19 protein-coding genes and 2 pseudogenes are annotated in these 22,415 nt (G+C 61.2%); 9 read left to right on the top strand and 12 right to left on the bottom strand.

Annotation, left to right across the window (positions count from 1 at the left end; all coding sequences use genetic code 11):
* Positions 1-58: 58 nt before the first annotated feature.
* Genes AB3X94_RS20460 through AB3X94_RS20450 form a run of 3 tightly spaced genes read right to left on the bottom strand, consistent with a single transcriptional unit; the run spans position 59 to position 3,353 of the window.
* Complete coding sequence (locus AB3X94_RS20460; protein ID WP_368612513.1) at positions 59-1,162, bottom strand: LLM class flavin-dependent oxidoreductase; 1,104 nt, start codon at positions 1,160-1,162, stop codon at positions 59-61.
* Positions 1,159-2,385 (bottom strand): acyl-CoA dehydrogenase family protein, encoded by a 1,227-nt coding sequence (locus AB3X94_RS20455; RefSeq protein WP_368612512.1) that lies wholly within the window; start codon positions 2,383-2,385, stop codon positions 1,159-1,161. The genes AB3X94_RS20460 and AB3X94_RS20455 overlap by 4 nt, the downstream gene beginning before the upstream one ends.
* 11 nt (positions 2,386-2,396) lie before the next feature.
* Positions 2,397-3,353: an ABC transporter substrate-binding protein gene (locus AB3X94_RS20450; protein ID WP_368612511.1), complete on the bottom strand. Its 957-nt coding sequence runs from the start codon at positions 3,351-3,353 to the stop codon at positions 2,397-2,399.
* A 190-nt stretch (positions 3,354-3,543) separates the two neighbouring features.
* Here AB3X94_RS20450 and AB3X94_RS20445 point away from each other — a divergent pair, with 190 nt between their 5' ends.
* Entirely contained in the window at positions 3,544-4,455 is a 912-nt protein-coding gene (locus AB3X94_RS20445; protein ID WP_368612510.1) for a LysR substrate-binding domain-containing protein, read from the top strand.
* A 7-nt stretch (positions 4,456-4,462) separates the two neighbouring features.
* Here AB3X94_RS20445 and AB3X94_RS20440 read toward each other — a convergent pair whose 3' ends face one another.
* Genes AB3X94_RS20440 through AB3X94_RS20425 form a run of 4 tightly spaced genes read right to left on the bottom strand, consistent with a single transcriptional unit; the run spans position 4,463 to position 8,566 of the window.
* Entirely contained in the window at positions 4,463-6,070 is a 1,608-nt protein-coding gene (locus AB3X94_RS20440) for a rhodanese-related sulfurtransferase (protein WP_176107305.1), read from the bottom strand.
* Positions 6,067-6,663: a cysteine dioxygenase gene (locus AB3X94_RS20435; RefSeq protein WP_176125213.1), complete on the bottom strand. Its 597-nt coding sequence runs from the start codon at positions 6,661-6,663 to the stop codon at positions 6,067-6,069. Before AB3X94_RS20435 ends, AB3X94_RS20440 begins: the two co-directional genes overlap by 4 nt.
* Entirely contained in the window at positions 6,663-7,478 is an 816-nt protein-coding gene (locus AB3X94_RS20430) for a class II aldolase/adducin family protein (protein WP_368612509.1), read from the bottom strand. Before AB3X94_RS20430 ends, AB3X94_RS20435 begins: the two co-directional genes overlap by 1 nt.
* A gap of 11 nt (positions 7,479-7,489) precedes the next feature.
* Positions 7,490-8,566: an LLM class flavin-dependent oxidoreductase gene (locus AB3X94_RS20425; protein ID WP_176107308.1), complete on the bottom strand. Its 1,077-nt coding sequence runs from the start codon at positions 8,564-8,566 to the stop codon at positions 7,490-7,492.
* 189 nt (positions 8,567-8,755) lie between these two features.
* Between AB3X94_RS20425 and AB3X94_RS20420 the strand changes: the two are divergent.
* From AB3X94_RS20420 to AB3X94_RS20410, 3 genes and pseudogenes are all read left to right on the top strand, one after another.
* A pseudogene (locus AB3X94_RS20420) lies at positions 8,756-9,034 on the top strand (alkanesulfonate monooxygenase); the annotation flags it as partial.
* 159 nt (positions 9,035-9,193) lie between these two features.
* On the top strand, positions 9,194-9,415 hold the full coding sequence (locus AB3X94_RS20415) for a hypothetical protein (RefSeq protein WP_368612508.1): 222 nt from the start codon (positions 9,194-9,196) through the stop codon (positions 9,413-9,415).
* Positions 9,416-9,452: 37 nt separating this feature from the next.
* Positions 9,453-10,283, top strand: coding sequence for a CmcJ/NvfI family oxidoreductase (locus AB3X94_RS20410; protein ID WP_368612507.1), 831 nt, complete (start codon positions 9,453-9,455; stop codon positions 10,281-10,283).
* Positions 10,284-10,314: 31 nt separating this feature from the next.
* Here the strand turns inward: AB3X94_RS20410 and AB3X94_RS20405 are convergent.
* Positions 10,315-10,448 (bottom strand): annotated as a pseudogene (locus tag AB3X94_RS20405) (acyl-CoA dehydrogenase); the annotation flags it as partial.
* A 611-nt stretch (positions 10,449-11,059) separates the two neighbouring features.
* On the opposite strand from AB3X94_RS20405, the gene AB3X94_RS20400 reads away from it, so the two are divergent.
* Entirely contained in the window at positions 11,060-12,265 is a 1,206-nt protein-coding gene (locus AB3X94_RS20400; protein WP_176107310.1) for an aminotransferase class I/II-fold pyridoxal phosphate-dependent enzyme, read from the top strand.
* Positions 12,266-12,412: 147 nt separating this feature from the next.
* Here AB3X94_RS20400 and AB3X94_RS20395 read toward each other — a convergent pair whose 3' ends face one another.
* From AB3X94_RS20395 to AB3X94_RS20385, 3 genes are all read right to left on the bottom strand, one after another.
* The gene (locus tag AB3X94_RS20395; protein WP_217709894.1) at positions 12,413-13,426 is read right to left on the bottom strand and encodes an SLAC1 anion channel family protein; all 1,014 of its coding nucleotides are present in this window, start codon (positions 13,424-13,426) and stop codon (positions 12,413-12,415) included.
* A 181-nt stretch (positions 13,427-13,607) separates the two neighbouring features.
* The gene (locus tag AB3X94_RS20390) at positions 13,608-14,261 is read right to left on the bottom strand and encodes an isochorismatase family protein (RefSeq protein WP_176107311.1); all 654 of its coding nucleotides are present in this window, start codon (positions 14,259-14,261) and stop codon (positions 13,608-13,610) included.
* An 821-nt stretch (positions 14,262-15,082) separates the two neighbouring features.
* The gene (locus AB3X94_RS20385) at positions 15,083-16,387 is read right to left on the bottom strand and encodes an MFS transporter (RefSeq protein WP_368612506.1); all 1,305 of its coding nucleotides are present in this window, start codon (positions 16,385-16,387) and stop codon (positions 15,083-15,085) included.
* Between the two features lie 166 nt (positions 16,388-16,553).
* Between AB3X94_RS20385 and AB3X94_RS20380 the strand changes: the two genes are divergently transcribed.
* The 3 genes from AB3X94_RS20380 (at position 16,554) to AB3X94_RS20370 (ending at position 19,557) form a co-directional block, all read left to right on the top strand.
* On the top strand, positions 16,554-17,276 hold the full coding sequence (locus tag AB3X94_RS20380) for a GntR family transcriptional regulator (protein ID WP_368612505.1): 723 nt from the start codon (positions 16,554-16,556) through the stop codon (positions 17,274-17,276).
* A 61-nt stretch (positions 17,277-17,337) separates the two neighbouring features.
* Positions 17,338-18,630, top strand: a complete 1,293-nt coding sequence (locus tag AB3X94_RS20375) for an MFS transporter (RefSeq protein ID WP_368612504.1) — start codon at positions 17,338-17,340, stop codon at positions 18,628-18,630.
* Positions 18,631-18,684: 54 nt separating this feature from the next.
* Positions 18,685-19,557 carry an amidohydrolase gene (locus AB3X94_RS20370; RefSeq protein ID WP_368612597.1) on the top strand — a complete coding sequence of 291 codons (873 nt, stop codon included), beginning with the start codon at positions 18,685-18,687 and terminating at the stop codon, positions 19,555-19,557.
* 760 nt (positions 19,558-20,317) lie between these two features.
* Here AB3X94_RS20370 and AB3X94_RS20365 read toward each other — a convergent pair.
* The gene (locus AB3X94_RS20365; protein WP_368612596.1) at positions 20,318-21,289 is read right to left on the bottom strand and encodes a LysR family transcriptional regulator; all 972 of its coding nucleotides are present in this window, start codon (positions 21,287-21,289) and stop codon (positions 20,318-20,320) included.
* Between the two features lie 96 nt (positions 21,290-21,385).
* Here AB3X94_RS20365 and AB3X94_RS20360 point away from each other — a divergent pair, with 96 nt between their 5' ends.
* Positions 21,386-22,399: a zinc-binding alcohol dehydrogenase family protein gene (locus AB3X94_RS20360; protein WP_176107315.1), complete on the top strand. Its 1,014-nt coding sequence runs from the start codon at positions 21,386-21,388 to the stop codon at positions 22,397-22,399.
* Positions 22,400-22,415 lie beyond the last annotated feature (16 nt).

Below are 22,415 nucleotides of genomic sequence, written 5' to 3'. Positions count from 1 at the left end.
GAGGAGCGCAGCGCGCCGGCTTCGGCGCGCTGCGTTTGCGGAGAGTGCGGAAAATGAGCTAAGCGGGAAGGGCTTCTCGCGTCCGGTTGCTCTCTGCGACCGCGTTGCGTACGAGCGGCAGTAGATCACGCCCGTAGGCCAATGCATCCTCGAGCGGATCAAATCCACGAATGAGGAAGGTCGTTACTCCAAGTTTGTGATATTCGACCAGCTCGTCGGAAACCTGTTGCGGTGTGCCGACAAGCGACGTCGAATTTCCCGCTGCCCGCGTGAGTGCAGTGATTCCCGTCCACAGACGCGTGTCGACCACGCTTCCCTTGTCCGCCTCAGCGAGCAATCGCAATGCGCCGACATTCTTCGGCTCCTTTGGCCTGCGCGTGAAATTCGGCGACGCAGCGACGACACCCTTCGCACGCTCCAGAATCGACTCGGCGCGCGCCCATGCGGCCTCTTCCGTCGCGGCGATGATCGGGCGAAGCGACAGGCTGAAGCGGATGAGCTTTTCCCGTCCATGGCGCGCAGCAGACTGGCGCACCTTCGCTATCGTTTCTTCGACGGCGGCGAGCGATTCGCCCCACAGCGCATACACATCGGCATGCTTGCCCGCGACCTCGATTGCGGCGTCCGACGAGCCGCCGAAGTACACGGGCAAATGCGGCTGCTGCAACGGACGGATCTGCGACTTGTGACCCGCGACACGATAGTAGGCGCCTTCGTGATCGAACGGTGTTTCACTCGTCCATGAACGCCTGACGACGTCGAGATATTCGTCCGTGCGCCGATAGCGCTCGTCGTGCGACAGAAAATCGCCGTCGCGCTGCTGCTCGACGTCGTCGCCGCCCGAAATGATATGGACGGCCGTGCGTCCCCCGCTGAAATGATCGAGCGTAGCAAGCTGACGTGCCGCGAGTGTCGGTGCGACGAAGCCCGGACGATGCGCGAGCAGGATGCCGAGGCGCTTTGTCTGTTGCGCGACGAACGAGGCGATCTGAAAGCCGTCGGGCGACGCGCTCGAATGCGCAATCAGCACACGGTCGAAGCCGCCATATTCATGCGCTTGCGCCACGGCGGCAATGTACGGCGGATTGACGGCGGGTCCTTTCGGCAAATGAATCTCGCTCGCTTCCTGATGGCTCACATAGCCGATGAATTCGACGCTCATCTGGGTTCGCTCCTCGTGGGTGAAGTGGTGGTGAATGCGGCGCGGCCCAGATTGCCGAGCACGGTGTCGTTCTGCGGTGTGTGAATGCGCGCGCACAGCACGTCGCGGTAGTGGCGCTCCAGTGCGTTGTTGCGACTGAGGCCAGGATTGCTGCTCGCTTCGAGTGCGAGTTCGACGGCATCGATAGCGTGCTGGCTGACGAGATACTTGATGGTCGGCGCTTCGACCGTGCCGATCTGGCCGGCTGCGCCTGCATCGAGCAGAACGCGGTTGTTGAACAGTAGCGCATCGATGCGCCCCACCGTCTGCTGAAAACTGTCGAGCGTCGATAGCGGGGCGTTCAGTCCCGAAGGCACGCGTTGCGCCGCCCACTGCACGAACCAGTCGCGCGCGGAACGTGCGATGCCGTCGTAGATCGATGGCAGCAACACGTTCATCCACAGGCTCGTCACCGGGTCCATGCCGTTGGTCGGGCCGGGCGGTTGAAGATCGACGGCCTGCTCGAACGGTACGCGTACGTTATCGAAGATCACTTCATGGCTGCCCGTCGCACGCATGCCGAGATGATTCCACGGCTCGCCAAAACGGATACCGGGCGTGTCGCGATGAACGAGCCACGTGCCGACTCGCGGTGCCGCTTCGTCCGTGCGTCCCCACACGGCGAACCAGGTCAGGCCGGGACTGCCCGTCGAATACAGCTTGCGGCCGTTCAGTATCCAGTGATCGCCTTCGCTGCGGCCAACCGTGGCGGGCAGGCCGCCACGCGACGGCGAGCCGAGTTCGGGCTCGACGCGCAACGAGTTGATCAGCGCGCCGCGTTCGACGGCATCGCGCGCAATGCGTTCTTTCAGCGCTATCGGCCAGTTCGGATTGGCCTGCAAACGCAGATGATAGAGACACTGCATCACGAGAATCAGCGCCGTCGAAGGTTCGCCGCGCGCTACCGCGCGAATCACCTTGAGCGCTTGTGCAAGTGTGGCCTCGCGTCCGCCGAGCGCACGCGGCACGGTCAGCGAAAGCAGACCCGCGCGACGCAGACGGGCGAGGTTCTCATGCGGGAAGATCGGGCCGGCGTCGAGCGCGGCGGCGCCTGCGCCGAATTCGGTTGTCAGCGCGGCGAGCCACGCATCGGCTTGCGGACTGTCGAGGTCGGAGAGCGCCTGAAGCGCATCGGCGTCGCGCTCCACATCGGCAAGCGCGCCTTCGGGTTGACGCCTGGTCATGGTCGGTCGGTTCACTGTGCGGTAAGCGGAAATTGCCGATCGAAACTCTTCGTGACATCGAGCGGTGTCTTGATCACATCCGCACGGTGATAGAGATCGGCCGTCTTTTGCTGTTCGGCGATGAGGCCATCGTCGATGACGACGGGATGCAGTTGCGCGCGCTGATAGACGGTCATCAACACTTCGGGCGGCAAGCCCGTCACTTTCGATTGCATCGCGGCCACTTCGTCCGGATGCGAGAGCGCCCAGCGCTGACCGGCCGCGACGCGCTTGAGGAAATCGGCGATTTCGGCATGCTTGTCCTTGATGGACGTTTCCGTCGCAGCCTGGAAGCTAAGGCCAGAAGACAGATTGACGCCATTCGCGATGCTGCGATCGTGATCGCGCTGCTCGGCAAGCGCGACATACGGATCCCACGTGGACCACGCGTCGACGTTACCGGACGCGAGCGCAGCTTTTGCGTCGGCGGGCTGCATGAAGCGCAGCGACACATCCGAGAGCTTGATGCCCGCGCGTTCGAGCGTTGCAATCGCGAGGTAATGGCCGATCGAGCCGCGCGTGGTCGCGATGCGCTTGCCCTTGAGATCGGCGGCCGTTCTGATCGGTGATGCGTCAGGCACGATGATCGCGAGATCGGTCGGCGTCGAGCGCGTTGCGGCTACTGCACGCACTCGGGCGCCCGCCGCGTACGCGAAGATCAGCGGCGCATCGCCGAGCCCGCCGACATCGATTGCCCCCGCATTGAGCGCCTCTCCTAGCGGTTGCGCAGCAGGGAAGTTGAACCATTCGATCTTGTACGGCACGTCCTTCAACTGGCCTGACGCTTCGAGTATGCCGCGCGTCTGCAACTGCTGGTCGCCGACTTTAAGCGTCGTGTCCGCCAGCGCGGCAGGCGATGCGCTCGCGACGATCGCGCAAATCAGAAGGCCGGAAAATCTTTGCAGAAATCGCTTGAGAAGGAAGGGCATGAGGAGCGCAGCATGAGGTGGTTGGATAAAAACACACGATACGATCGCAGGTTCTATAAGACAAACGCATTGTTCTTCTTTGCTAATATGCGTGAGAGGAAAACGGAAAGCTGGAAATACCGCTTGAGCGTACGGGCGGTTGCAGGCTAGTGTCGCTCTATCAATACTTCATTTGAAGACAAGACCAGCCATGAAACTCGATGAAATCGAGGCCTTCGTTGCCGTCGTGCGCAGCCAGTCGCTGAGTCAGGCCGCCGACTCTCTCGCGCTGACGCAACCTGCCGTCACGCGCCGCATCCAGAACTTCGAAGAGGCGCTCGGCGTCGAGCTTCTCGATCGCAATACGAAACCGCTGAAGACGACGCCGATGGGCCGCGTTGTTTTCGAGCAATGCCGTGCCATCGTGCGCGAGGTGGACGCGCTCAGGCATCTGGTCTCGGACGACGCACCACTCGCGGGCGTGTTGCGACTCGGCGTCGCGCAGACGGTCGCCGATGTGGCCATGCTGAAGGCTCTCCATGCGCTGCGCGGTGCGCATCCCGAGTTGCAGGCGCGCGTGTCGACTGGATGGGGCAATCCGCTGCTACAGAGAGTCGATGAAGGAGAGCTGGATGCCGCGATCGTGCTGCTGCCGGCCAACCGTACGTTGCCCGATACGCTAACGGGCGAAACGCTTGGCGAACTGAAGCTGGCTGTAGTCGCGCAAAAGGGCAGCCTGAAGAAGCGCGCGCATACGCTGGCGGAATGCCAATCCTATGGCTGGGTGCTGAATCCCGATGGCTGCGGTTTTCGCGCGGGTTTGCAGCAGGCGCTCGCGTCACAAGGCTACACGTTAAAGCTCAACCTCGAAACGCTCGGCACCGAATTGCAGCTCGGGCTCGTCGCAGATGGCGTTGGCCTGGGGCTGGTTCCGCTGCCGCTGCTGCGCAATAGCGCGCATGCCGCGCAGCTCGACGTGATTCAGATCGCCGAGTTCAAACCAGAAATTGCGGTGTGGATAGTACGTTCGAGCGCGTTGGGCAAGATGCAGTCAGCGCTCGGCGTGCTCGCGGAAAGCGTCGAACAAAGCTTCAAGGCGGCACGTCTGTCGCGCGCCGCCTGATCCCCGATCAGACCACGAAAAAGCCATGCGTGCCGTCGCGATCGAGTTGCGCGACGAGGCCGTATTCCCATTCCAGATAGGCGTTCATCGCTTCGTGCGCGTTGTCGGTGCCTTCATACGGACGACGATAGCGATCGATACGCGGCGAAGCGAGCCGGGACTCTCCCGATTCGGTCAGAAAGCCCGCACGTATCCACGCCGATGTGCCGCCCTCCAGCACATGTACGGGCTTACCTGTTAACGAGGCGACTTCGGGTGCGGCGAACGGTGCGAGCGCGTTGGTCGCGCAGGTGACGACATAACGTTTCGCGTCGGGCAGCGCGCGAAGATCGTCGACATCGTTCGACAGGCGCGAACGCACGATCCAGTGCGCACCCGGAATATGCGCCTTCACGTGGTTCGCGCTCGACGTAACGTCGATCACCACGGTGCGGCTCGATGGATCGGCGAGCAGCGCGGCGAGTTCTTCGGCGGACAGGGTAGGTGTATGCGCGGGCTCGGGTTTTGCGCCGCGCCAGGCGCCGCTGTCCGTCAGATCCTGGTCGGCAGCATCATCGATTACATAGACGTCGATGTTCATCTGCGCGAGCCACGAGGCCGTCATGTTGGCGCGTACTCCGTCATCGTCGAACAGCACCACGCGCGCGCCGCGCACGGGCGCGAACATGTCCGTCTCCTGCACGAGCTGGCCGCCCGGCGCGCCCTGAAACCCCGGTGCATGCGCGCGTTCGTATTCGGCTGGCGTACGCACATCGAAGCGATACGTGGTGCGCGACGGATCGGACGCCCAGCGAGCGGCTTCATCGAGCGTCGTGCGTTGGACGCCCGCGCGGTCGGCGAGCGCGCGCGCTGCGGTGCGCGATGCATCGAGGTTCGTCTGATCGAGACCAGCCTCGGCGTCGAACCGACGGCTGCTGCCGTGCTCCAGCGTCTGCCCCGCGAGCGTCCAGCCGATAGTGCCGTTGCGCAGCGCCGCGACGGGATTCGGCAGCCCTGCATTGACCAGCGATTGCGTGCCGATGATGCTGCGTGTGCGCCCCGCGCAATTGACGATCACACGCGTCTTAGGGTCCGGCGCGAGCGCCCGCGCGCGCAGCACGAGTTCCGCGCCGGGCACGCTGATGCTGCCGGGAATGTTCATCGTCTGATATTCGTCGAAGCGGCGCGCGTCGAGCACGACGACGTCGTCACCGTTTCCAAGCAAGGCTCCGACCGCCTCGGCGGAAAGCGAAGGCGTATGCCGCTGGGCTTCGACGAATTCGCCGAAAGCCTTGCTCGGCACGTTGACGTCGCGAAACACTTCGCCGCCGGCGCGAATCCATCCGTCGAGTCCACCCGCCAGCAGCGCGATCTGTGTGTATCCGAGGGACGTGAGCTTGTCCGCGGCGCGCGTCGCAAGTCCTTCGCCTGCATCGAACAGCACGATCGGTACGTCGCGGCGCGGCAAGCGTGTGTACGCATCGAGTTCGATCTTCGACAACGGAAGGTTCGCGGCGAAGAGCGGATGAGCCTGCGCGTGCGGGTCTTCTTCGCGGACATCGAGCAGCGCGATTTCGCGGCGCGCGAGCAGCGCTTCACGCACGTCTTCAGATGTGCGGACGGGATATGACGTCATGAAAGATGCGGTTCCTTGCTGAGATCCCACAGGTTGGGGAGTGTGTCGTTCGAGTAGCCTGAAATAAAGGGCTTGGGCCGCTCGCCTGGCGGATAGGTGGAGCGGCGCACCGCGCCGATGTTGGCACCATAAACGTGGATGCTGACGGACGTGCGGTCGTCGTACGCATTGCGCACGCGATGAATGTCGCCGATGGCGGGCGACACCGCTTCGACATCGCCCGCTTCGAGACGCACTTCGGCACCCGCCGCGCGTAGCGCGCCGTCGTTGTTGCGCGCATAGGGTGCCGCAAGTTCCGCGCCGCGCAGCACACCGATGAGTCCCCACACGGTGTGATCGTGAATCGGCGTCTGCTGGCCCGGGCCCCACACGAAGCTGACGACGCTGAAGCGTTGCCGCGCATCGGCGTAGAGCAGAAATTGCTGGTAGCGTTCGAGGGACGGCTGCGCGTAGGCATCGGGCAGCCAGTCGTCAACGCGGATCAGTTCGCGCAGCGCAAGCGCGCCCCGATGGAGCAGCCCGGCTTCATCGACGCCGGCATCGACGAGTTCTGCAATCTCTCCGACGAAGTGCCGCAGTTTGTGAATGGCCATCAGTCGAGCAACTCCCGTTCGCTTTCGATCAGCCCTTCATACAGGCTGTCGAATGCATGACGCGCACCGTTTGCGCGGCCGACCTGCTGATGCGTGAGATCTGCCATATCGTGAGGGATCGGCTGCGGCGTGCCCGCCGCTTCCGCGAGCAGTTGCGCATGACACGCGTTGTCGAGCGCGATGTACCACCATGCAGCCGCTTCGACTGTCGGACCCGCTGTCAGGATGCCATGATTCTTCAGGATCACGGCCTTGCGAGAGCCGAGCGCATCCGCGATGCGCGCGCCTTCCGTCGTATCGAGCACGACGCCGCGAAAATCATCAAACAGGGCGTGGTCCTGGTAGAACGCGCAAGAGTCCTGTGTCAACGGATCGAGCTTGCGGCCGAGCGTCGACCATGCCTTGCCATACAGCGAATGCGTATGAGCGGCCGCGACGACATCGGGGTGTGCCTCGTGAATCGCCGCATGAATCGCAAATGCAGCCTGATTCACGGGCCCATCGCCGACGACGATCTCGCCGTGGCGATTCACCAACAGCAGATCCGACACGCGCATGCGGCCGAAGTGCCGGCCCAACGGATTGACCCAGAAGTGATCGGTCCATTCGGGATCGCGCGCGGTGATATGCCCCGCGAGCCCTTGCGCGAAGCCATATCGTGCGAACAGTCGAAACGCGCCCGCGAGACGTTGCTGGCGATGCAGACGTTCTTCGGCAAGCGAGCGCTGAGGTTCATGTTCATCGTCGAACCAGAACTTGCGCACGGGGGTGTCGCGCCGCGCGAGCGACGGTTGATCGGCGAGTGCGGTGCTCATGATCGCTCCTGTCAGGCGGCGCGGCGTGCGCGGGACGTAAGTTCGCGGGTCGCGGGAATCAGTTCGCGGCCATAGTCGATGGCGTCTTCCAAGGGATCGAAGCCGCGAATCAGGAAGGTCGTGACGCCGAGTTCATGATATTCGGCAAGCGTCTGTGCAACCTGAGCAGGCGTGCCGACAAGTGCCGTCGAATTCGAGCGTCCGCCGATTTCTTTCGCCACGGCGGTCCAGAGACGCTCGTCCGCGCGCACGCCTTCACCTGATGCAGCGAGCAGGCGGCGCGCCCCTTCGCTCTGTTGCGGACCGCCGCGCGAGAAGCCCTGTTCGACACGCAGGCGACGCGTCTCTTCGAGGATGTGTTCTGCGCGCTCCCATGCGGCCTTTTCCGTCGCGGCGAGAATCGGGCGGAACGACACGGAGAAGCGCACGCTGCGGCCATGCTTCGCTGCTTCGGCCCGCACGCGCGTCACCTGTTCGTGGACCTGCTGTTTCGATTCGCCCCACAGCGCGTAGACATCGGCGTGCTTGCCAGCGACGGCCAGTGCTGGCTCGGATGCGCCGCCGAAATAGATCGGCACATGCGGCGATTGCTTCGGCTTGACCTCGGAGAAGGCTTTTTCCACGCGGTAAAAGCGGCCTTCGTGATCGAACGGCTGATCTTCCGTCCACATGCGACGCAGAATCTGCAGATATTCGTCGGTGCGTGCGTAACGGTCGTCGTGACCCAGGAAGTCGCCGTCGCGCCGTTGATCCTCGTCGCTGCCGCCGGAGATGAAATGCACGGCGAGCCGTCCGCCTGAGAAGTGATCGAGCGTGGCGATTTGCCGGGCCGCGAGTGTCGGCGCAACAAACCCCGGACGATGTGCGAGCATGAAATGCACCTTCGATGTCACGCTCGCCGCGTAAGCGATCGTGATCGTCGCATCGGGGCTCGTCGAACTGTGCGGAACCAGGATGCGATCGAAGCCGGCGTTCTCGTGCGCCTGCGCGAAGGCGCGCACATAGTCGGTGTCGATAGCGGGGCCTTGTGGAAGATGCGTTTCCGATACCTTGCGCTGTTGGATCATGCCGATGAATTCGACGCTCATGTTAGCTCCTTGCGGAAATCCGTTTCGATGGAGAAATGCATGCCGCAACAGACGCGGCGATGAACGCGCGTCAGTGGACGAACCCGTCGAGGCTAACACTGCGTTATGCGGGCGCTAAATAGTAAATTCAGATAAACATATAGGATGCGCATGTTGTCCCGCAGCGCGCTTTGGCGTCGAGCGCTCGAGCTGGCCGAACTCGACAAGCCGCTGCGCGAGCGTCACAAGGCGAACATCGATCCGAACGTGGTCATGATTCAAACTTTTGCGCGATCGGCTCGAGTCGGATCGAACGGCGGCACAGCAGCGGGACTCGTCCGCGATTACGACACGGTCGCGCAGCGCATCGCGGCGTTTCATCGCGCGGGTATCGAACTGTTCATGCTTCAGTTCCAACCGTTCGAGGCGGATATGCGCAGCTTCGCGGAAGAAGTCGTGCCGCGAGTTCGTCGCCTGTTGTCGGCTTAGGCGCCCGACCGCCCAGGCTCGATCTATTCCGACCGGGTCCGTCCTTGAGTGCCGCTGCCTAAGTGCACGCCACGCTAAAAAGCATTGCATAAATGCTTGTTTGTGAAAGCGCTTTTGGGTGACTAGATTCAATGAACGTAACGAACAGGAGGGCGCACCATGTCGATGGGTCACGCCATCTTCCGCCGATTTGCGGTGGTCCGGCAGCGCACGGATATCGGCTCCAGTCACGCAGCAGCCCCAGAAGAAAGCCCGCATGCTGCCGTCGGCAACGACCCGGAACGGCTCGAACGCATTGCGAATTACGCGCGCGCAGGGTACTTCAATCTGGGATACACGCTAGACATGTTTCATGCACTGGGAGAATTCGCGCCTGAGTGAATGGTGCGTGTCGAATCTCTGTTATGGAGCGCAGGCAATGAACGATATTGTTATCGAGCAGCCGGCCGTCGTCGAGGCCGCGTTGAACTATCTGGTTGCGAACGGCGAAAAGCCCGCCACCTATGCGTACGAGCCGCCCGATGGTGCGCCGTTGCGTAGCGGCGTCTACCGGACGCAGCGCGTGAATGTCAGCAACGCGCGCATAGCGCCGCCGCCGGGTGGTTTGTCGCTCGATCGTAACGGCTTCGAATTACACCATCACGCAAGTGCATTGAACGATTTTTCCGACCCGACGGCGATCGAACGCGTTTATTACCCGGAGTCTGAAACGCTGCTCAAACGGGCGACGGGCGCAAAGCGCACCTTGATTTTCGATCACACGCTGCGCGATGGCCGGACCGAGCGGGCCGACGGGGTGCGCGAACCCGTCAAGTTCATCCACAACGATCAGACTTTCCTGTCGGGCCCGCGCCGCGTGCGCGATCATCTTCCACCGCATGAGGCGGAAGATCTGCTGAAAGGCCGCGTCGCGATCGTCAATCTGTGGCGGCCGATCGGAGGGAGAGTCGAGTCGTCTCCGCTCGCACTGTGCGATTCGCGCAGTATCTCGCTCAATGACCTCGTGCCGTCGGACCTCATCTATCGCGACAAGGTCGGCGAGACGTATGCGTTCGTGTTCAACCCGCGGCACCGCTGGTACTACTTTCCGCTGATGTCGCCGGACGAAGTGCTGCTGCTGAAAATCTACGATTCGGCGGGCGACGATGTCGCGCGGCTGACTGCACACACGGCGTTCGATGATCCGTACTCGCCGCCTGATGCGCAGCCACGCCGAAGCATCGAACTGCGCGCGCTACTGTTCTTCTGAGCCTTTGCGGAACCGCCGTACGAGTTCAAACTCAGAAGAAGCCGCCCGTCGGCCGAAGCTGACCTGTCAATGCGCTTTGCCCGAGCGGCTTCTCCTTGTATTGCGCCAGTGCCGGTCCAGGCCGCCCGCGCGGGGGACGACGGAGCCTGAGCCGAGATCGATGAGAAGCTTCCGTTTATCCTGAAGCCCGTTTTTTTTGACCCGAGAGGCGATAAGCGTTCAGGGTTATTCGATGCCTGCCCTTATTCACATGGCTGTGAGCGTGCCGCGGCGCCTGCGGGCGGGCGAAGGATAAGCCTCGAGGGAGGAAACCGCGGAGTGGTCCGAGGCGGTGGGAATTTTGGGTGGCTATGGCGATTGATGGTTCGACATCCTCGGCCCTGTTAGAGCAAGGCGGCCCAAACGGGATGCTCGAAGTGGCCAGGCGCCTGGATGATGCGATGAATTCGCGCGACGGTGGGCGAAACTGCCCGGCTAAGGCAGGGCTTGCTGCTTTGCCTCCGTCTTTTCACTTGCTCATCTGCACAACCGCCCATCTTCCCTAGGCACCGTGCCTGCGGGTTTATGCCGTAATATTCTGTAGGAAATTCTGTTTACAATACGCGCGCCTCCCGGCATATCGCGACGCCTGTCCCGTCGACGACTACAATACAAGGCGCACGACTAACGTTGCCGCCGCGCGTAAGCAGAGACCACCCGCCTCAGCGACAACGACGAGGCGCCGCGCGTCTGTGCGCACACGCACGATCTGCGGCGGCGCCGAAACGAAAAATATCATGCATGACTTAAGCGAAATCGCCCAATGGCTGGAGAGCCACACTATTCACCACGTATCTGACGTTCACGCAACACTGCCGGATCCCACCTTCATTTCAAATGGGCGTCAATTCGTTTCGTTCAGCTCGAACAATTATCTGGCACTGGCGAATCATCCCCGATTGGTGACTGCCGCCAAGCAGGGACTCGATCGCTATGGCGTCGGTAACTGCGAGTCGCGCCTTCTGGGCGGCGATCTAGAGGTCTACCGCGAACTCGAGGCACGCCTGGGTGCACTCAAGCACAAAAGTGACGCAGTACTGTTCGTGACCGGCTACATGACCAATCTCGGCGTGCTCTCGACGCTGGTCAAAGCCGCTACGCTGGCGCGCTTACACGGCTACCGCCCCAAGACTCGCCGGAAATATGCTTACTACTCGGATGAGTTCAATCACGTCAGCATTCGGGAAGGCATCCAGATGTCCGGCGCACTGCGGCACACCTACCGACACCGCGACCTGAATCATCTGGAGTCGCTCCTGCAGAAGGGGGACCGCACCACACCAATCATCGTCAGCGACGGCGTGTTCAGCATGGAAGGGACGATTACCCCCCTGCCGGACCTGGTGGCGCTGGCCGAGCGCTATGGCGCCATCCTGTATATCGATGATGCGCATGCTACCGGCGTACTAGGCGAGCATGGCGGGGGCACCTCGGAACATTTCGGTTGCTACAGCCCCCATATCATCCAGATGGGCACGTTGAGCAAGGCCTTTGGCGCCATTGGGGGGTTCGTGGCAGTCGATCGCGATATGGCCGACGTGATCCGGCTTACTAGTTCCGCCTATGGTTTTACCTGCCCGCCGCCGCCGGACCAGGCTAGCGCCCTACTTGCTGCGCTCGACCTGTTGGCCGAAGAGCCGCAACGGCGGCAAAAACTGTGGGACAACCAGCGTTATTTCATCGATCGTATACGCCCGCTCGGATACCAGCTGTTGTCGACCGAGACGGCAATCGTCCCCGTGCTGATCGGCGAGACGGAACTGTGCGCGCGTTACGTCAAGGTGCTGCGTGAAGAAGGTGTCCACGTCGACTCAGTCCAGTTTCCGGCCGTGCCACTCGGACAAGCACGACTGCGTTTCATGATGAATGCTGCACATACCAAGGTGCACATCGATCATGCCATCGCGGTAATGGAAAGCATCGGCGCAAGGGCGGTGTCGTAGCTTTCTCCCGCGGTGCCTTTCCCAATGCCCGATGTGCGCGTTATTGCGGCCGTTTGATCATGAAATGGTCAACGGCGGAAGGGGGTCGGCTTGGTGCATTCGCCCTTCCTCTAAATAGATACTGCATGTTCCCTGCATACGCAATGTCTAGGTGCTCAAGGTGCGCAATTCGCCAGAGAGTAACCCCTTCAAAGTCCTCAGGAAGATACCAAGAATAGCAAGGCTGGCGATACAAAGTAGAAGCAAGGCGATGCTATTGGTGATACGACCGGGGCTCTCTCTTGCAACTCTGAGAGAGCAGATCGCCGACGCTGAGAGAGGGAAGCTGACAGCCCACCATGCAAGACGAAAGGGACAGCAGGCTGCAAGATAGCGCATTTGTCCAAACAGCACCGCGAGGAAAAACAAAGTCAGCATGTAGAGTGCTTCCGCGAACAGATCATGGCTACCGGTCACCGCGATGTAGGCCGAGTAGCCGACGGCAAACGGCGCAACGAGAATCATCAATGTCGGTCGCAAGCCGTCCGGCATTGGGTCCTCGAACAACAATCGCGCAAAGATCAGCGTAAAGATTGGCACGGCGAAGAATAGCCCAACCGCGAGTGCGAATACGCCGAGTTCCGAAGTGGCTGGTAGACCGAGCGCGGGCATCGCCAATGGCAGGTCGAGCATGCCAACAACCGGAATAATCCACACAGGAGTAGCGTGGGGCAACTGCTGGCGGCGACTTATCCATCGGCTGACGATGAGCCACGCTAAAAACACCATGCCGACGGCACCCAATACCCACATGCCGAACGCAAGTTCATGGCTTACACGTACCAGAACGATTGGCAGCAGCAGAAGACTGATTGCTACCGTTCCGAACAGACAGCCGGCAATCGGATGCCCAAACTCCGTCTTCACCGCGTGCCAGGCAGTCAGGCATTTCCAACCATATCCAAGAACCAGCGAGACGAAGACCGCGACGGCGACAGCTCCGATGCCATCAGCGATCGAACCCGGCACGCCATACATCTGCGAAGCAGCGCGCCACGCAACAGCGAGTCCAACCAGACCCATGACCGATCCAAATAGTCCGATCGGCAGATAGTCGAACGCCTGTCCAGTCTGGGGCGGACGACTTGCGAGCATCTGCATTTCCTGGTCGTTGGTACTCATCCGAGCTCCATGCCAGTGAGCGACGCTGGCAGAACTAATCAAGGTATGGAAACTTTCTTTTACGATGTCGATACTGTGCGCAGGAACTTGCTATAAGGCCGAGATGCGCGCCAGAAACCGGACTGGTGGGCTTATGTCATACGCATCGTGTAGAGGACGCCCAAAATCGGCGCCGTAGTAACTACCCTTGCGTCATGGCTTTCACGACGTCCTGAGTCGTGACCACAGCGTGTGCGAGAAACGCGTAGTTCACAAGTGCTGCCTTATAGCCGTCGCCCCACGTCGGATGGCGCGGCCCCGCCGTGGCGTCGGCGACGACGGTCACTTCGAAACCTTGCTCGATCAGATCGCGTAGATGAGCTTCGACACACATATTAGCTAGCATGCCGCCAAGCACGACTTTCTGCACATTGCGCTTGCGAAGTTGCAGCGTTAGATCGTTGGTCTGTGGACCGAAAACCTTATGTGGGCTCACAACGATAGTTTCGCCATCGTCAATGAATGGCTTGAATTCCTCCAGCCAGTCGGCCCCCGACTTCTGGAACCCGCTCAGGTTCAGCGCGCCCGTTCGCGCGAACGTTCCCGTTTGAAACTCACCCGTCTCAAGCGGCCCATTGAATTGCCACCGAGTGTCGGTTGGGTAAAAATAGTGCGGGGAGATGAAAACACTGAACTTCCCGGCTTTCGCTGCCCTGAAGATTGACAGCATATTTTCGACAGTCTTATTTTCAGTCACGCTTGCGCCAAGAACGCCCCAGTTCTTCCCGTTCGGGCTGAGAACGTCGTTCTGGGGATCAGTGAATACTACCGCAGTATCGGCTGGATCGTAGTTCATAATTCGCTCCTAAAAATGGAGTTGAGACGCCCGCCGAAACTGGCCCCCGGATGCACCTTATTCGCCGTTCATACGCCTCAGGATCGCCATAACGATTATCTGGAAGATGAAATAAGGGAGCAGCCCTGCCAAAACAAAGACAACAAGATGACAACACCGGGATTTTGAAATTCGTTCTCAGCATGTTGGTCATTTCCCAGTATGGCCCTTTCAGTCCACCGACGGCGAGCAACCCCAGATACCGGATTCTGCCAATTAGCGCGGCCAACGACCTATGCCAACGTGATTCGACTATTGTAGTAAAGATTTCTGATGGGACAAGCCTATCCCATGCGAATAATGGCTTAATCACCGTTTATTCTTCTACTATCAACAGTGATGTCACGATTTTAAAAGAACATGTCATTCATCGATACGCACTGTGAGGCGTTTGCATCGTGGGGCTAGCGGTGCACGTGCCGGCACGGATATTGCCGATAGTGGCAAACACCCTCGGGTCGATTGCACTCGGCTCGAGGTATCGTCGAATGATTGGGTGCTGTCTTTGATCGTCCAAAATGGCGAGGCAAAGGTAGAACTGCATTTATAACGCAGCGGCGGCGGGTCCAGTGGCTCGCTTCTCACTCGCCGACGGGACGGCGGCGGCCAAGAGCCAGCGTTCGCTAGCGGCAGGATCCGGGCCAACTACGGTCGTTCCCTCCGACGCGCAGATCGCCATTCAAGCGTCGGCTTCGCACCCGGCACCAGACCGTCGCGGTTGGAGTCATCTCGACAAACGACGCACGCCCATGCACCATCCAGCACCTGCGTCGCAAGATGGTTTACTGCCGCGCCGCTATCCGCACGCGCTCGCCCGCTTTGGTTCGCGCCGACGCGATCGACATGCCAAGGCCGAGCATCGTCAGGCAGACGACGGGCACCAGCATCGGAGCGCTTGCGTTGCCCGCGACCTTTCCTATGTAAGGCATAAGGTTCTGCGCGAAGAAGCCTCCGAGATTGCCAATCGAATTGATCGCCGCGATGCTGGCTGCAGCGCGGGCGCCCGTGAAGTATCGCGGGGGCAGCGACCAGAAGCATGGATAGAGCAGGGGAATGCATGCGCCGCCCAGCACGAGCGCGGCAAATTGCAACGGCAGACCCGGCAGCACGAGACTTAGCGCGAAGCCGATCACGCCGACGCCCGCAACCAACGCCATCGCCCTGAGCACCACACCCTCGCGTTTCAGCTTCGCGGGCAACCACAGCAGAAGCAGCGCGGAGAGCATCCACGGAATCATGTTGAGCAGGCCATTGAGCGACGAATGCGAGACGCCGCCGCTTTTCAGCAGCGTGGGCAACCAGTACGTCACGCCGTAGAGCGAGGTGGACATCAGCATGTAGCCGCACGCGAACATCAGCACGCGTTTGTCGACGAGCGCCCGCCACGGATGCCCGGCGGCCGCTTGCGCCGGCGCCTCGCGCCGCAGCGCCGCGATCATCAGGGCCTTTTCTTCGTTCGACAGGAACGGGGCGCGTTCGACGGACTCAGGCAGAAAGCGCAACGCAACGAGTGCGACGAGGACAGCAGGTATCCCGGTTGCCACGAACACCCATTGCCAGCCAGCGAGACCCAGATTGCCGTCCAGCGACAATAGCAAGCCGCCCGCGAGCGAGCCGAGCATGTTGGCGAGCGCGCTGCCGAGCGTGAAGAAGCCGAGCATGCGTGTGCGATGACTCTGCGGAAACCAGAGCGTCAAATAGAAGATCACGCCCGGATAGAAGCCAGCTTCGGCGACGCCCAGTGCGAACCGGAACACATAGAAGAGTCCCGTTGAATGTGTGAATGCCATCGCCACGGTAATGGCGCCCCAGGTCGCCATGATGCGCGCGAGCCAAAGGCGAGCGCCGAAACGATGCAGCGCAAGCGTGCTCGGCACCTCGAACAGCAGGTAGCCGATAAAGAAGAGCGACGCGCCCAGACCATATGACGCTTCCGACATTCCCAGCGCATGCACCATCTGCAGCTTGGCAAAGCCGACGTTCTGCCGGTCGATAAAGGCGATCAGGAACATCACGATCAACAGCGGCATGAGCCGCCAGGCGACCTTTTTCACGACAGCCTGCTCGGCAAGCAAGGTTTGGCTCACAATCAATCTCCGTTCAAAAATTCATATATATGTTTAGGTGAATCTGTTTTCTTGACAATGGGTACAAACCCGCCGGAAGCTAAATTTAAAGCATACACAGGGTTATCACCGATCTACCGTCGGCCTTGATCATGAAATCATATATATGAATTGCACGGAGACTACGATGCCTGCCGATGACCGGTTGCCCCGTTACCAGCGTTTGCGCGACGAAATGGTCGCTCTGATCGCGGCCCGCCATTGGCGGCCGGGTGAAGCGATCCCTACCGAGCAGGCGCTCGCCAAAAGCTACGACGTGGCGGTCGGGACGGTCCGCAAGGCCGTCGATCTACTCGTCGCGGAAGGCCTGCTGGAACGCTTTCAGGGCAGAGGGACGTTCGTGCGCCGCGCGAGCTTCGACAGCTCCCTGTTTCGTTTCTTCCGCTTCCAGACACGGCAAGGCGAACGACGCATTCCAGAGAGCCGCATCTTGCGACGCGAGGTCGTCGATGCGCCGTCGGCTGTCGCCGCGATCTTGCAGATTTCGAGTAGCGCGCGCGTGATCCAGATGACTCGCCTGCGGCTGATCGACGGCGTGCCGATGCTCGCTGAAGAAATCTGGCTGCCCTATGTCCGTTTTGCGGCGTTTGCGCAGATGGACCTGAATGAAGTCGGTGACCTGCTGTATCCCGTGTACGAGGCGCAATGCAATCAGGTCGTGGCGTCCGCCACGGAAACACTGACCGTCGAAGCCATCGGCCCGTTGCATGCTCGACTATTGCGCATCGAGCCGGGTACGCCCGCCGTCGTCATCGAGCGTCTTGCATACGACTACGACAGACAGCCGCTCGAATGGCGCCGCTCACGCGGGCCTGCCAGCGAATTCATCTATCAGGCCGAGATCCGCTAGCGATCGCGCGCCTTCACAAACAAGTTGTTCCCACGCAGGAACGACGACCTGGGAGACAGCAATGTTCAAGTGGTTCAGCCAGATTTCAGGCAATGAACGCCGGACGTTCTGGGCGTGCTTCGGCGGATGGGCGCTTGATTCGCTCGATGTGCAGATGTTCAGCCTCGTGATTCCGGCGATCATCGCCGAGTGGTCGATCAGCCGCACGCAAGCGGGGCTCGTCAGCGGCGTAACGCTGGTGGCGTCGGCGCTGGGTGGTTGGATCGCGGGCATGATGTCGGACCGGCTGGGGCGCGTAAAGACGCTGCAATGGACGGTCGCGTGTTTTTCCGTGTTCACGTTCCTGTGCGCGTTCGCGCAGAACTATCCACAGTTCCTCGTGCTGAAGACACTGCAGGGGTTCGGCTTTGGCGGAGAATGGGCGGCGGGCGCCGTGCTGATGGCCGAGACCATCCGCAATGAGCACCGCGGCAAGGCGATGGGCAGCGTGCAGAGCGCATGGGCAGTCGGCTGGGGCGCAGCGGTGCTGCTGTATGCGCTGATGTTCTCGCTGCTGCCTGCGGATACTGCGTGGCGCGTGATGTTCGGGGTTGGCATCGTTCCGGCGCTTCTGATTCTGTACGTCCGACGCGGCGTGCAGGAGCCTGCCGCGCCGGCCCGCGCAACGCGCGATGCGCGGGCGCGTCAGCAGCCGACGCCTGGCCTTGTCGTCGGCATCTTTTCTCCGCAAGTGCTGCGCATGACGCTGATCGGCGCACTGCTCGGCGTTGGTGCGCATGGCGGCTACTACGCGCTGATGACCTGGCTACCGACGTTTCTGAAAAGCGAGCGCCATCTGTCGGTCTTGAGTACGGGCGGCTACCTCGCCGTCGTGATCGTCGCGTTCTTTTGCGGGTGCCTCGTGAGTGCGCAGTTGCTGGATCGCATCGGACGCCGCAAGACCATACTCACGTTTGCGATCTGCTGTGTGATAACGGTGATCGCCTATCTGTTTCTACCGCTCGGCAATACCGCGATGCTGTTCCTCGGTTTTCCGCTAGGCTTTTTTGCAGCGGGCATTCCGGCAAGCATGGGCGCGCTGTTCAACGAGCTGTATCCACGCGGGATGCGTGGCACGGGCGTCGGGTTTTGCTACAACTTCGGTCGCGTCGTGTCGGCGGGATTTCCGGTGCTCGTCGGGCACATGTCCGCGACCATGTCGCTTGGAACGGCGATCGGCATCGATGCGGGACTCGCGTACTCAATTGTCGTGCTGTCCGTGCTGATGTTGCCCGAGACACGCGGCCGCACGCTGGGCGAAGCCACGTTCGAGCCCGAACACACAGGCGCGCTTTCTCACGCGCAAAGGCATTGACGGGCAAGGCACCCGCCGTAACCGCGCAAGACTGGTGATGAAGGAACGTCCGTGATGGAGAAGTCGAGGATAGAGGCGAGCCACCGGCAGGCTGTGTATCGTCCGGCCCACATTGCATCTGTCGATACTCATGCTCATGTATTCGAGCGCGGCTTGCCGCTCGCCCAAAAGCGTCGCTACGTGCCCGACTACGACGCCACGCTCGACGCATACCTTGCCCAACTGGACACGCACGGCGTATCACACGGCGTGCTTGTGCAGCCCAGCTTTCTCGGCACCGATTGCAGCTATATGCTCGATGCGTTGCGCCGCGCGCCGCAGCGGCTACGCGGTGTCGCGGTGATCGAGCGTGATTGTCGGATCGACACACTGACGGAGATGGCGAATGCGGGCATTGCAGGGATTCGGCTGAACCTGATCGGACATGCCGATCAGCCGCTCGACAGATGGGTGAGCGCGCAAACGCTCGCCCATGTCCGCGATCTGAAATGGCATGTCGAAGTGCATGCGGAAGCTGCGCGGCTGCAGGGCATCGTCGAGCCGCTTCTGGACGCTGGCATGAATGTCGTCGTCGATCACTTCGGCAGGCCCGATCCGGATATCGGTGTAAAAGACGTAGGCTTTCGCCGTCTTCTTCGACTGGCTGATACGCGGCGTGTGTGGGTGAAGATATCGGCCGCGTACCGGAATCGACGGCAGCTTCGCCCGGATGACCATGATGCGCATGAGGCATTTCATTTTCTGAAAGCGGCCTTTGGCGTGCATCGCCTCATGTGGGGCAGCGACTGGCCCCATACGCAGTTTGAAGCAGACGAGGATTTCACTCGCTCGCTCGAACTTCTGCGCGCGCTGCTCCCGGTTGAAGAAGAGCGCAGCGTTGTCCTGGCAGACACGCCAGCAAGACTTTACAGGTTCGACATTGCGTGATTCACATGGCGCATTGCAACGGCAGCACTGGCTAAACGGGTTGCCTAGCCGCGCAGCGGCGATAAGGTCTCAGTGCGACGTACACCGGTCATAGTCATACTGGCCAAAACATTTCCGGCCGCAAGTCGCTTACCTCGATGCTCACATCGGCCGGCAGATTGTCCACGACTAAGAGAACATATTCCCTGTGCGCAGTTTCGCGTCGATTTCGCAAGCGCGTCAGATGGCCCCCCCCCGACAAGCGGCCACAAGGGCCGGGGCAAGAAGGCGCAAGAAGCCGTAATCACAACGGGCGGACGTTTCGTCGCGTCGACGCTGGACATCTGCAACGACGCGTTTATGCAGAACAGCGGCTCAGCCACCGCACCGACGCTTTGCATGAGCGTCTGCCGCGTCGCGAGACGCGGCAGACAGATCTTTCGCCAGGTTGGCCCTGCCGTGGTCGTTCTTCCTGGCGGATGACATGCACCGATTTACGCAGACCGTACGACCGAAAACCGTCTTGCTACCCGTACGCATGGCCGGGAAGCGCGAACGTTCGTTGGCGAAGCACATCCGGCCAACGATCCGCTTGACACCGATCAATTGGAAGGCCGGCATACTCTGCTTGGAAGCAGGCATACAGGCTGCGAGGAATTAAATGGCAGATAGGGGTCGATTGGTGCATTCACCGACGGCGTGGTGGCAGCTAACTGTCCCCGGTCGTCAACGGGCAGAGCCCGGCCAACAGACGACCTTTGCGGGCAAAGAGGTTCGGCATTCAGACGTCCGTTGCGCCCTGGAGGCGGCCATTTAAATCGCGAGCATAGCCTGAGTGCCCCCTCAATGGATAGCTGGCGAGCAATGCAGCACATCGCTCCCGCAAGAAAGCATGCAACGCGTTAATCGCCGGCGACAGTTGCGCACGGTGAGCACAAATCAGGTGCAGCGGGGCAGGCTCGCAATACTCCGGGGGAAATAACTCCACCAGTCGACCTGCCTTTAGATCGTCAATGAGGTCCAGCCGCGACTTATAGACAAGTCCTTCCCCGGCTATCGCCCAGCGACGGACGACATCGGCATCGTCGCTGATGCGATTACCCGTGACTGCCACGGTGCGCTCGCCCCCGGGCAGCGTGAAGCGCCAGCGTTCATGTATCTGCTCGCTCCAGACATACCGAAGGCAGTTGTGTCGCCGCAGGTCCTCAACTTTGGCCGGTGCGCCATGCCGTTCGAGGTATGACGGCGCGGCACACAATGCCCGTCGGTTGTTGTCGACCAGCCTCATCGCCAGAAGAGACGAATCAGGTAGCGCTCCGTAGCGCACGACGGCATCCAGCGGCTGGCGGGTCAGGTCGGCCGCCCTGTCGCTCATTTTCAGGTGCAGCGACAGTCCAGGGTGCACGTGCTGAAATTCATCCAGCCACGGCACCAGCAGGTTTCGACCAAAGTCGGATGGAGCGGACAGCCGCAGCGGCCCGGTCAGCGCCCCCCGGCTGTTTGCCAGGGCCTGCTCGCCTTGCTCCAGCGCACCAATCATGACCCGCGCATGCGGCAGGTATCGCTCCCCGGCGTCCGACAGTTGCATGCTCCGCGTCGAACGGGTGAACAGGCGCGTGTCCAGCGCCTTTTCGAGTCGCTGCACTGACGCACTCGCATGTGCGGGCGCGATATTCAACTGGCGCGCCGCCTCCGAGAAGCTGCCGTAGTCCACCGTGTGCACGAAGATCTGAACGTCATCGAGTCGAATCATTTTCATTGAAATGCTGAAACTGTTTGGGCTGGACGAGTATTTATCCGTATATCGACGAAAGATAACATGGTCTCATACCCCTTGGAGACCACGTGTATGAGAGCCATCGGCTTCTATCAGAACCATCCCATCAGCCATCCGCAGGCGCTGCAGGACATCGAGTTGCCGACGCCGGAACTGCGCGACCACGATCTGCTGGTGGAAGTGAAAGCGGTATCGGTCAACCCGGTCGATACCAAAATCCGGCGCGGTGGAGATATTCCGGAAGGCGGTGCGCGCATCGCCGGCTGGGACGCGGCGGGAATCGTCCGCGCGACCGGTCCGCTGGCCACCCGCTTCAAGCCAGGCGACCGTGTCTGGTACGCGGGTGACATCAAGCGGCCCGGCTGCAACAGCGAACTGCACGCCGTGGACGAACGCATCGTCGGACCCATGCCGACATCACTGGATTTCGCAGAAGCCGCTTCGTTGCCGCTGACCGCGATCACCGCGTGGGAACTGCTGTTCGACCGTCTGCGTGTTCAGGCAGCGGATCCGACCGACAACAACGTGCTGCTCGTCATCGGAGCGGCGGGCGGCGTCGGCTCGATTCTGACCCAACTGGCGCGCGAGTTGACCGGCATGACTGTCATCGGCACGGCCTCGCGGCCGGAAACCCGCGAGTGGGTGCTGGCTCATGGGGCGCATTACGTCCTCGATCACCATCAGCCCTGGGCAGCCCAGCTGGCCGCGCTCGGTATCGAGCACGTCACCCATGTTGCCGGGTTGAACAACAGCGCTGCCTACGTACCTCAGATCGCCGCCGTGCTGCGCCCGGAAGGCCAGTTCGCCCTCATCGACGACCCGGTGGGTCTGGACATCGGTCCGTTCAAGGGGAAATCCATCTCGATTCACTGGGAGCTGATGTTCACCCGTGCGATGTTCACCACCGACACCCTCGCACGGCAACAAGCGTTGCTGCGCCGCGCGGCGCATCTGGTCGATCTGGGCCGCCTCAAGCACACGCTGACCCGCCGCATTGACGGCATCAACGCCGCAGGTCTGATCGAGGCGCATGAGCTGGTCGAGGCGGGCAACATGATCGGCAAGGTCGTCGTCTCCAACCACTGAACCCTTCTGAGAACGA

This window comes from Paraburkholderia sp. BR10923 (assembly GCF_040948765.1).
GTDB lineage: Bacteria > Pseudomonadota > Gammaproteobacteria > Burkholderiales > Burkholderiaceae > Paraburkholderia > Paraburkholderia youngii.
The sequence above is the reverse complement of the archived record's forward strand: the minus strand, read 5'-3'. Positions and strand labels throughout refer to the sequence as shown.

What these genes read in the sequence shown, in the direction of transcription:
- AB3X94_RS20460 (WP_368612513.1), bottom strand. Translation starts at nt 1,162, where the DNA reads ATGAGCGTCGAATTCATCGGCTATGTGAGCCATCAGGAAGCGAGCGAG.
- AB3X94_RS20455 (WP_368612512.1), bottom strand. Translation starts at nt 2,385, where the DNA reads ATGACCAGGCGTCAACCCGAAGGCGCGCTTGCCGATGTGGAGCGCGAC.
- AB3X94_RS20450 (WP_368612511.1), bottom strand. Translation starts at nt 3,353, where the DNA reads ATGCCCTTCCTTCTCAAGCGATTTCTGCAAAGATTTTCCGGCCTTCTG.
- AB3X94_RS20445 (WP_368612510.1), top strand. Translation starts at nt 3,544, where the DNA reads ATGAAACTCGATGAAATCGAGGCCTTCGTTGCCGTCGTGCGCAGCCAG.
- AB3X94_RS20440 (WP_176107305.1), bottom strand. Translation starts at nt 6,070, where the DNA reads ATGACGTCATATCCCGTCCGCACATCTGAAGACGTGCGTGAAGCGCTG.
- AB3X94_RS20435 (WP_176125213.1), bottom strand. Translation starts at nt 6,663, where the DNA reads ATGGCCATTCACAAACTGCGGCACTTCGTCGGAGAGATTGCAGAACTC.
- AB3X94_RS20430 (WP_368612509.1), bottom strand. Translation starts at nt 7,478, where the DNA reads ATGAGCACCGCACTCGCCGATCAACCGTCGCTCGCGCGGCGCGACACC.
- AB3X94_RS20425 (WP_176107308.1), bottom strand. Translation starts at nt 8,566, where the DNA reads ATGAGCGTCGAATTCATCGGCATGATCCAACAGCGCAAGGTATCGGAA.
- AB3X94_RS20415 (WP_368612508.1), top strand. Translation starts at nt 9,194, where the DNA reads ATGTCGATGGGTCACGCCATCTTCCGCCGATTTGCGGTGGTCCGGCAG.
- AB3X94_RS20410 (WP_368612507.1), top strand. Translation starts at nt 9,453, where the DNA reads ATGAACGATATTGTTATCGAGCAGCCGGCCGTCGTCGAGGCCGCGTTG.
- AB3X94_RS20400 (WP_176107310.1), top strand. Translation starts at nt 11,060, where the DNA reads ATGCATGACTTAAGCGAAATCGCCCAATGGCTGGAGAGCCACACTATT.
- AB3X94_RS20395 (WP_217709894.1), bottom strand. Translation starts at nt 13,426, where the DNA reads ATGAGTACCAACGACCAGGAAATGCAGATGCTCGCAAGTCGTCCGCCC.
- AB3X94_RS20390 (WP_176107311.1), bottom strand. Translation starts at nt 14,261, where the DNA reads ATGAACTACGATCCAGCCGATACTGCGGTAGTATTCACTGATCCCCAG.
- AB3X94_RS20380 (WP_368612505.1), top strand. Translation starts at nt 16,554, where the DNA reads ATGCCTGCCGATGACCGGTTGCCCCGTTACCAGCGTTTGCGCGACGAA.
- AB3X94_RS20375 (WP_368612504.1), top strand. Translation starts at nt 17,338, where the DNA reads ATGTTCAAGTGGTTCAGCCAGATTTCAGGCAATGAACGCCGGACGTTC.
- AB3X94_RS20370 (WP_368612597.1), top strand. Translation starts at nt 18,685, where the DNA reads ATGGAGAAGTCGAGGATAGAGGCGAGCCACCGGCAGGCTGTGTATCGT.
- AB3X94_RS20365 (WP_368612596.1), bottom strand. Translation starts at nt 21,289, where the DNA reads ATGATTCGACTCGATGACGTTCAGATCTTCGTGCACACGGTGGACTAC.
- AB3X94_RS20360 (WP_176107315.1), top strand. Translation starts at nt 21,386, where the DNA reads ATGAGAGCCATCGGCTTCTATCAGAACCATCCCATCAGCCATCCGCAG.